Origin of the sequence: Corallococcus sp. AB049A, assembly GCF_003668885.1 — a bacterium.
GTDB classification, from domain to species: Bacteria; Myxococcota; Myxococcia; order Myxococcales; family Myxococcaceae; genus Corallococcus; species Corallococcus interemptor.
The window spans coordinates 1-8163 of the sequence record NZ_RAWL01000389.1 but is presented as its reverse complement, the minus strand read 5'-3'; the positions used below and the strand labels follow the sequence as shown (position 1 = coordinate 8163).

Genomic DNA, 8163 nt, shown 5'->3' with positions numbered 1-8163 from the left:
CTGCTGATGACGGTGGGCGGGGTGCTGTCCATCCTGGGGACCAACAGCAACACCGTGCTGGCCGGGCCGCGCTACCTGTACGCGCTGGCGCAGGACGGCTTTGGTCCGGCGGCGCTCGCCACGCTGCACCCGCGCTACCGGACACCGACGGTCGCCATCCTCACGCAGACGGCCATCGCGCTGCCCCTGGCGTTCTCCGGCTCGTTCGAGGTGCTGGCCACGCTCTCCGTGGTGGCCCGGCTCGCCACGTACTTCGGCACGGCCCTGGCGGTGCCCGTGCTGCGCCGCAAGCTCCAGGCACCCGCGAACGCGTTCCGCATCCCGGGTGGCCCCGTGATTCCCTTCGCCGCCGCCGCGCTGTGCGTGGTGTTCGCGCTGAGCGCGGAGCGCGAGAACCTCATCGCCGGGGCCGTCGCGCTCGCGGTGGGCTTCGTGCTCTACCGGTTCCAGCGCAAGCCGGACGGGAAGGCGGCGCTCGGCTAGGGGCGCCGCTGCTTCAACGCCTCCACGATCTCAGGCTCCACGTCGGTGCTCTTCCAGATCAGGAGGTTCTGGATCCGCGCTTCGCTCTCCGGGACGTGAATCATCACGAGGTGGGTAATGCCGGCTTCGTCGAACTCATCGCCGACAGGCATCCAGCCAAGCTTTTCGTAGAAGCCGAGCGCCGAGATCTGCGCGTGCATCATGGGCAGATGGTTTGGATAGTGCCTTTCGGCGTAATCCATCATGCATTCCATGAGCACGCGCCCGGTCCCCTTCCCTCGCTCTTCCAGCAAGGTCGCGATTCGTTCGAACTTGACGAACGAGCCATAGGGCCTGAGCCGGCCCGTCGTGATGCCCTTGCCGTTGAGGGTGACCAGGAAGTGCTTGCTGACGGTCTCGAACTCGTCCAACTCCATGTCTTCTGGAACGGCCTGCTCTTCAACGAAGACCTTCAGCCGGATATCGACGCAGGTTTGAAAGTCAGCGTCATTGTCGACGAGCTTGCAGCGTCTCGTTTCCACTTCAAGAACCTCCCGTCAGCGTTGAGAGAGCGCGAGCCTTGCGCCGAACGCGCCGGTCCATCGTCTTCATGCTTGGAGCCACCCTCGGGCGTCATGTAGGCGACCCTGTACTTCCGATTCATCTTCAAGCGCTTCTTCGTCTTCGACATAGGCCCTCGTCAGTGGCCTGCTTGACTCTCTGCACCCGTTCGCCTCCCTCTGTGGGCTTCCGGCGGTACAGGCATGTTAGCCTCCCCCGCAGTGGAGCGAACTGGGAGCAAACGCAAGCTCCCACAGGGGGAACCTTGCGGCGCGTATACCAACGTGTCAGCAGCAGGGAGCCTTCGAATCCCCAGCCTGGGTCCGCGGTCCAGCGTGTTAACGAGTTGCAGGGGATGATGCGCGAGGGAAACCAAGTCATCTTCGACAATGTCTTTCCCAAACTCCGGCAGCTCCTGCTGGGTAGGCCGGTCACCGGCCGCGCCGCGCTTGAGTGGGACATCCAGCCCTTCAGCCAGCCGGAGAAGAACCGCCTCCACACTCCGGCGTGGAAGCGCATCTTCATCCTTGTCTGCGATGACAGCACCATCGTGGACGCCGTCAACGACCTGGGCCTCCGGGAGCCGCTGCGGTCGCAGTGGCTCACCGAAGAGCAGAGCTGGTTCTGAGCCGTGGCGGCGCCTGCTCGTCGCAGCGGAGCATCTTCGGTTCGGCCCCTCGGGCCCCTGGCGCTGCTGGCCGTCCTGATGCTGGCCGCGGGGTTCCTGCTCTGGCGTCGGCTGTCTCCTCCTCCACCACCATCGAGCGATATGGACCTGGCGCATGAAGTCGAGCAGAAGAACCGCACGGGCCACGAGGCCGCCGAGGCGGTGACGGCCACCCGCGAGGGCTTCGCCGTGGCGGGTCACACCCACTCCCGGCGGCCCGGCACATCTCAGGCATGGGTGCTGGACTTCGACGGCACCGCGCCCCGCCCGCGCTGGGAGCGCACCCAGGGTGAGGGACCCGGCAGCCATGCCCGGGCCCTTTCCCCCCTCCCAGGAGGAGGACTCGTGGTGGTGGGCGAGGTGGAGGTGGCAAGAGACGAATTCCAGGCCTGGGTGCTCGCACTGAACAGGGATGGGAGCCCGCGCTGGGAGCGCACGCCAGGAACCGGGGGCATCAACGGGCTCACCTCGGTGGGGGTGCTTGATGACGGCACCATCGTCGCTGGCGGCGTTCAAGGGGGGGCGGGTTGGCTCCTCTGGCTGTCACCGGATGGCCAGCCGCTCGGCGAGACACGGCTGGAGAAGCTTGAGCGTGTCACCTCGCTGGCCGTACTGCCGGGCGGGCGCCTCGCGGTGGCGGGGACGGCGGAGTCCTCCACCACGGGGCTGGGCACCTCCGCGATACTCGTCTTCGAGGCGGACAGACAGCCCGCGTGGGCCTGGTGGCTGTCGGCGGAGCGCCGGGGAGAACTGGCCGCGCTCGCCGCCATGCCGGACGGAGGGCTCGTCGCGGCGGGCCGGACGAGCGCGCCGGGGTCTCCGGACTGGGGGCTGTGGGTGGTGCGCCTGGACGCGAAGGGCCGCATCCAGTGGGAGCACCTCCCCGAGGACGCCACCGTGGAAGCGGGCCATGCGGTGACGGCGCTACCGGACGGAGGCGCCGCCGTGGCGGGCGACTCGCTGAAGGGCCTGGCGGACCGCGATGCGCGAGTATGGCGTCTGGGCCCCGACGGCGCCGTGCGCTGGCGGAAGTCCTACGGAGGCGGCCGGCAGGATCTCGCGCGCGGCATCACCCGGCTGGCGGACGGCGGCCTCGTTGTGGCGGGCTCGACGATGTCCCGGGGCGCGGGCAAGACGGACCTCTGGGTGTTCCGTGTGTCCGCGGACGGGGACCTGTCGTGGCAGGAGACCTTCGGAACCCCGTGAAGGTGCTGTCAGGTGAGGCGAAAGGCGAGCCCACCACAACGAGGCCGGCGAAGCCCCTTCAAGACTCCCACGGGACTCCCAGTCCGATAGTGCCCCCTCCCCCACGCCCTCGTTGCGAGGAGAACTCGCCCTGGTATAAGGCGGTTGCGTCGCTTCGACCCCGTAGCTCAGTTGGATAGAGCGGCGGTTTCCTAAACCGCAGGCCACAGGTTCGATTCCTGTCGGGGTCATCGCCCTGCTTCCAGCCCCACGGAAGCAGGGCGTCTTTCTGTCCGGTGGCGTTCAACGGCGTTCAGGCGGGTTCGCTGGATTGGGTACCCGTTTGGTACCGGGTTTGCCCCTCCTGAAGCGCTGCCTCGGTCGCGCCTCGAACCCCTGAGCAGTCAGGGGCTCCACTCAAGCCCGAGGGCGCCCCTCCGTAGGTGCTGCACGAGGCGGTGAGGGAGAACCTGGCCACGCTGCTGGAGAAGGCGAGCGAGGCGGGGGGCTGGCACACGGCTTCGCGCGGGTGCGCTGCGAGAGTTGCAAGGACGAGCTGCTCGTCGCCTTCTCGTGCAAGGGGCGAGGGGTGTGTCCCTCCTGCAACGCGAAGCGGGCGCACGTCACCGCGGCGCACTTGGTGGAGGGGGTGCTGCCGCGCGTGCCCTACCGGCAGTGGACGCTGTCCTTTCCGCATCGGGTACGGTGGGTGCTGCTCAAGGACGTGGGGCTGCTCTCGGACGTCCTCACCATCTGGCTCCGGGTGATGGTGCCCTGCACGGTGAGCCAGCTCTCCGCCTTCACCTGACGGACCATGTCGGCGCAGACCAGGACGTCGATGGCCCCTCTCATGGCCGCCCACGGCAGGAGGAACAGGAGCAAACCGGCGGAGCCGACCACGCGAGAAGACATGCCCCAGTCTCCAGGGACGCCCCGGAACGAACGAAGAAGGCCCCCACTCGCGGGACGGTGCCCACCCCGACTGCGACCCCGGGGCTGTCACTTCCGCCTGGGGCTCGTAGAGTGCTCCGGTGACGTCCCCACCTGATGACTCTGGCCGCCTGAATGACGGCTATGTGTACCGCGAGCGGATTGGCTCCGCCTCCGTGGGGCGCACCGCGCTTGCCCACCTGACGGGCGCGTACCGGCACTCCATCGAGGAGGAGTGGCGTGCTCGCTTCGCTCGCGGTGAGGTGCGGCTGGAGGGCTCCATCGCGACCGGCGACGAGGTGCTGCGGGGCCACCAGGAGCTCTGCTGGCACCGGCCGCCCTGGCGGGAAGGGGAGACGCCAGACAGCTTCGAGCTGGTGTACGAGGACGCTTCGCTGCTCGCGGTCATCAAGCCGAGCGGGCTGCCGACGATTCCCTCCGGCGGCTTCCTCAAGAACACGCTGCTCTCGTTCGTGCGGCTGCGCTGGCCTGAGGCGTCCGCGCTGCACCGGCTGGGGCGGGCGACCTCGGGGCTGGTGCTCTTCTCCCGCACGCATGACGCCGCCGCGAAGCTCTCCCGCGACTGGCGCGAGGGTGACGTGGAGAAGCGTTACCGGGCGCTCTCGGACGGGGTCGCGGCGCAGGCGTCCTATGACATCCACACGCCCATCGGGCTGGTGCCCCACCCCCTGCTGGGGTCGGTGCACGGTGCGACCGAGAAGGGCAAACCGTCACACAGCCACGCGGAGGTCCTGGAGCGGCGTGACGGGCAGACCCTCTTCGCGGTGCGCATCCACACGGGCCGCCCCGAGCAGATCCGCATCCACCTGGCGTCCATCGGCCATCCGCTCACGGGTGAGCCGCTGTTCGCCTCGGGAGGTCTGCCTCGCGAGCGCGAGCCTGGCCTGCCCGGAGAGGGGGGCTATCTGCTCCACGCGGAGACGCTCGCGTTCACGCACCCGCTCACGTCGGAGCGCCTGCGGTTGCACGCGCCACCTCCGGCCGCCTTGCGGATGGCGACGGAGACCTGAGCACCGGGCCTTGTTTGAAGCTCATGCTCCGCGTCCCTCAAGCAGGTGCGGAGGAGGCGAGCGAGGCGCCCCAGGCAGCGGTCAGGAAGGAGAGGACGCCGCGAGTGGACCGGGCAGACTTGCTCAGGAGGACGTTCGACTTGGACGTGTTCGTCTGCGTGAGGTGTGGAGGCAGGCGGCGGGTGCTGGCGTATGTGTAGGCAAGAGGTGGAGTGCGAGCGATTCTGGAGCACCTGGGCCTGCCCCCCGGCAGGTGCGAGGCTGGCCCCGGCGCGAGGGCCCCCAGAGTGCGTGGTGTTGAGGCTCAAGCCGCCCCAGCCAAGAGAACCAGGCCCCTGCCGCGCACCTCATGGGAAGGCGGCCCGGGCCGACGTGTATCCCAAGGGGCTGCGCGGCTTCTCCACCCGCCTGCGTACTGCCCGGGAGGCCCCGTCAGCGGCCCTCCTCGGCTCCTGCGCTCCAGCCCTCACCCTCAACATGGCCTTTATCCCGCCTATGCTCACCGACCCCCAGCTGCAAAAGCAGACTTTCGTGCGGCCGCCGTCGCCGTCTCGTGCGGAGGCACGGCTCAGCGTGCGGCCAGCGCCGCGCGGTGGATGGCCACCCAGAAGTCGGCGGCCCGCCGGGCCCCTTCGAGCAGCGGCTCCGGGTGCCCGGCCCCCAGCGCCGCGCAGAGCGCCTGGGCCCGCTCTCCATGCTCCAGGTCCACGTCGAGGTGGACGAGGATGAAGCGCGCCTGCGTCCGCTCCAGCCCGAGCCGCCCCAGCCCCTGGCGGGCCTCGCCTCCCAGGTGCCGCGCCACGCCCTCCAGCACGCGCAGCGCGCCCAGGAAGGCGAGCTGCCGCTCCGGCCTGATTCCCTCCCAGAAGGCGTGGAAGTCGGCCACCTCGCGAGGCGTGCCGGACGAGGGCTCGCGCCCGAAGGCCACCAGGTCCGCCTGGGCCAGCAGGTAGTGCGACTGCTCGTCCCCCGCCAGCTCCGCGAAGAAGGCCTTCAGCTCGGGGAGCGTGGCACGCTCGGCCGCGAGCCGCAGGCGGTCCCCGCTCCGCTTCGTGTAGTGGAACATCATGTCGAGGAACGCCACGTAGCGCTCCGGCGTCACCGCCGGCAGCCAGCTTGAGACCTGCCGCGCCATCCCGACGGTGAGCGCCTCCAACTGCTCCTCAATCAAAGACATCCTCAGTCCCTCCGGTCCGAAAGAAGCGCGCCCAATGTCCGCCGGGCATGCGCGAGGTGCTGCGCCGCCCGCTTTGGGGGCAGCTCGTCCAGGCGCACCACGCCCGCGTCGAGGAACCCCTCTCCACCGAGTCCCCGTCCACAGGCGGTGGGCACCGCGCGCAAATCCACCGGCTGGAGCACGCCCCGCGCGTCCCGGGCGAGCGCGAGCTTCAGCACGGCCCCCGTCTGGCACGCCAGCGTGGGCATGATGCTCAGGAAGTTGCCCAGCGAGTGCGCGATGAGCCCCATCCGCGCGGGCCCGCCCCGGCGCACCTGCGTGGGGCAGGTGGCGTCCGCGCCATCAATGGACACCCACTCCACCGGCTGGAGGACATGCGGCGAGGAGCCCAGGAGGACGTCCGCCCCGCGCTCGATGAGCCGGTACGCGTGCTCGCGCTGGAGGGCCTCGGGCCAGTACTCGTACTCGAAGCCCCAGTGCGGCATCAGCACCACCAGGTCCGGCCCCACCGCGCGAGCAGCGTCGATGAGCGCGCCCAGCCGCTCCCAGTCCGGCGCGTGGAGCGGGCTGCCCAGCCGCGTCACCGGCACCCCGGAGGGCGGCGCACCCACCAGGTGGTTGATGTCATACGTCACGGCGGCGATGCCCATCCGCACCCCGTCCACCTCCAGGGCGGCCACCGCGTCCTCCGGCCGGGGGCCTCCCACGCAGCGGTGCTGGGAGGAGGCCAGCACCGTCCGCCGGGTCCGCTCCAGCCCTCCGGCGCCCTGGTCGAGCGCGTGGTTGTTGCAGAGGGAGAAGACGCGGTGGCGCGCCGTGCCCTCCCAGGCCGCGAGGTAGTCCGGCGGGGCGTTGTAGTGGAGCGTCTCGTAGACAAGCCGGGGCACGGGCCGCGCCGGATCCACCGGCGTCTCCAGGTTGGCGAAGGCCACCGCGTCATCCGCCATCACCTCCCGGACGCCGGGAGAGAGGGCGCGGTGGAAGCCGCTGCGGATCCACATCATGTCGCCCACGGCGCTCAGCCGGAGCTCCGGCGCGCCCGCGTGCCGCCAGCTGCCCGAGGCGACGTGCCGGGCGACTCGCGCGAAGTGCTCCGCGGTTCCGGCCGAGCGCGGCTGTGGCAGGTGCAGGAGGCTCTTGGTGATGTAGCGCAGGTTGAGGTCCCACCGGGACAGCGGCCAGCGGCCGTCCTCGTAGCGGAGGTCCGCGTACAGCCGGCGCAGGGCGTTCATGGGCGCTTTCGCTCCAGGGTGACGAGTCGCACGTCCTCCTCCACCACCATGGGGCCGGCCAGGAGGGCCCGCCACATGACGTGGAGGTAGCTGTCGAAGACGGGGGCGCCGCGCGCGAGCAGTTGAGAGCGCAGGAGCGCGTGCAGCCGCGCGAGGTTGTAGCCGGGCACCCGCGGATAGAGGTGGTGGTCCAGGTGGTGGTTGAGGCCGTTCCACAGGAAGGTGACGAGCCGGGTGCTGCGCACCGTCGTCGCGGTGTGGAAGCGGTCGCCGCGCCAGACGTTGGCGTGGTGGTCGGAGATGGACTTGAGCCCGTTGAGGGGGCTGGCGAAGAGCACTGGCAGCAGCCAGCACTCCACCGCGCCCCCGAGCAGCCCGTGGCCCGCCAGGAGCCAGAAGAGCAGCGCGTAGAAAACCCCGTAGCCGAGAAGCACCAGTGCATGGCGGCGCAGGCGGCCAGCGTCGAAGTGCTGCACCGGGTAGAGGACGTTGAAGTAGACGAGGCTGAGCGGCAGGCCCAGCAGCACGGTGGCGTAGAAGAGGGCCCACAGCCCGGGCGAGCGCCGGCCCGCGTTGTAGGCGTCAGGGTCCTTCTCGGTGCGGTTCCAGCGGTGGTGCGCGAGGTGGTCGTGCCGCATCGGCTCGTAGGCGATGCCCACGAGCAGGCTGAGCGCGTTGCCGAAGAGGCGGTTCTGCCAGGGCCTCGGGAAGAGCGTGTCGTGCCACGCGTCGTGGTCCAGCTGGATGAGCCCCATGACGGCCTGGGCCGCCAGCAGCCACAGGGGCAGCTTCAGCCAGAAGCCGCTGACGTGCGCGAGCCCCACGCCGGCCAGCGCCCACACGCCCAGGTGGAGGGCCGCCATGCCCAGGGCTCGCGCGGGGCGGATGCGCAGCAGCTCCACCAGTTCGTCGCGGGAG

At 70.1% G+C, this 8163-nt stretch carries 9 protein-coding genes and 1 tRNA gene; 6 read left to right on the top strand and 4 right to left on the bottom strand.

Annotated features, from left to right (window positions below):
- On the top strand, nucleotides 1-483 hold a 483-nt coding region (locus D7X55_RS31025; protein ID WP_121724954.1), incomplete at its 5' end, for an APC family permease.
- Here D7X55_RS31025 and D7X55_RS31020 read toward each other — a convergent pair.
- Complete coding sequence (locus D7X55_RS31020) at nucleotides 480-1004, bottom strand: GNAT family N-acetyltransferase (RefSeq protein WP_121724952.1); 525 nt, start codon at nucleotides 1002-1004, stop codon at nucleotides 480-482. The genes D7X55_RS31025 and D7X55_RS31020 overlap by 4 nt on opposite strands.
- A 374-nt stretch (nucleotides 1005-1378) precedes the next feature.
- On the opposite strand from D7X55_RS31020, the gene D7X55_RS31015 reads away from it, so the two are divergent.
- The 5 genes from D7X55_RS31015 (at nucleotide 1379) to D7X55_RS30995 (ending at nucleotide 4836) form a co-directional block, all read left to right on the top strand.
- Nucleotides 1379-1651, top strand: coding sequence for a hypothetical protein (locus D7X55_RS31015; protein WP_121724951.1), 273 nt, complete (start codon nucleotides 1379-1381; stop codon nucleotides 1649-1651).
- Between the two features lie 141 nt (nucleotides 1652-1792).
- Nucleotides 1793-2896 (top strand): hypothetical protein, encoded by a 1104-nt coding sequence (locus D7X55_RS31010; protein ID WP_121724950.1) that lies wholly within the window; start codon nucleotides 1793-1795, stop codon nucleotides 2894-2896.
- Nucleotides 2897-3052: 156 nt separating this feature from the next.
- Nucleotides 3053-3126 (top strand) — tRNA-Arg (locus D7X55_RS31005).
- A gap of 257 nt (nucleotides 3127-3383) precedes the next feature.
- The gene (locus D7X55_RS31000; RefSeq protein WP_121724949.1) at nucleotides 3384-3683 is read left to right on the top strand and encodes a transposase zinc-binding domain-containing protein; all 300 of its coding nucleotides are present in this window, start codon (nucleotides 3384-3386) and stop codon (nucleotides 3681-3683) included.
- Between the two features lie 223 nt (nucleotides 3684-3906).
- On the top strand, nucleotides 3907-4836 hold the full coding sequence (locus tag D7X55_RS30995) for an RluA family pseudouridine synthase (protein WP_199747237.1): 930 nt from the start codon (nucleotides 3907-3909) through the stop codon (nucleotides 4834-4836).
- 568 nt (nucleotides 4837-5404) lie between these two features.
- Here the strand turns inward: D7X55_RS30995 and D7X55_RS30985 are convergent.
- From D7X55_RS30985 to D7X55_RS30975, 3 genes are all read right to left on the bottom strand, one after another.
- Nucleotides 5405-6013 (bottom strand): iron-containing redox enzyme family protein, encoded by a 609-nt coding sequence (locus D7X55_RS30985; RefSeq protein WP_121724948.1) that lies wholly within the window; start codon nucleotides 6011-6013, stop codon nucleotides 5405-5407.
- Between the two features lie 2 nt (nucleotides 6014-6015).
- Nucleotides 6016-7245 carry a CapA family protein gene (locus D7X55_RS30980; protein ID WP_121724947.1) on the bottom strand — a complete coding sequence of 410 codons (1230 nt, stop codon included), beginning with the start codon at nucleotides 7243-7245 and terminating at the stop codon, nucleotides 6016-6018.
- Nucleotides 7242-8163, bottom strand: a 922-nt coding sequence (locus tag D7X55_RS30975; RefSeq protein ID WP_121724946.1) for a fatty acid desaturase, incomplete at its 5' end; no start/stop codon positions are given. The genes D7X55_RS30975 and D7X55_RS30980, both read right to left, overlap by 4 nt.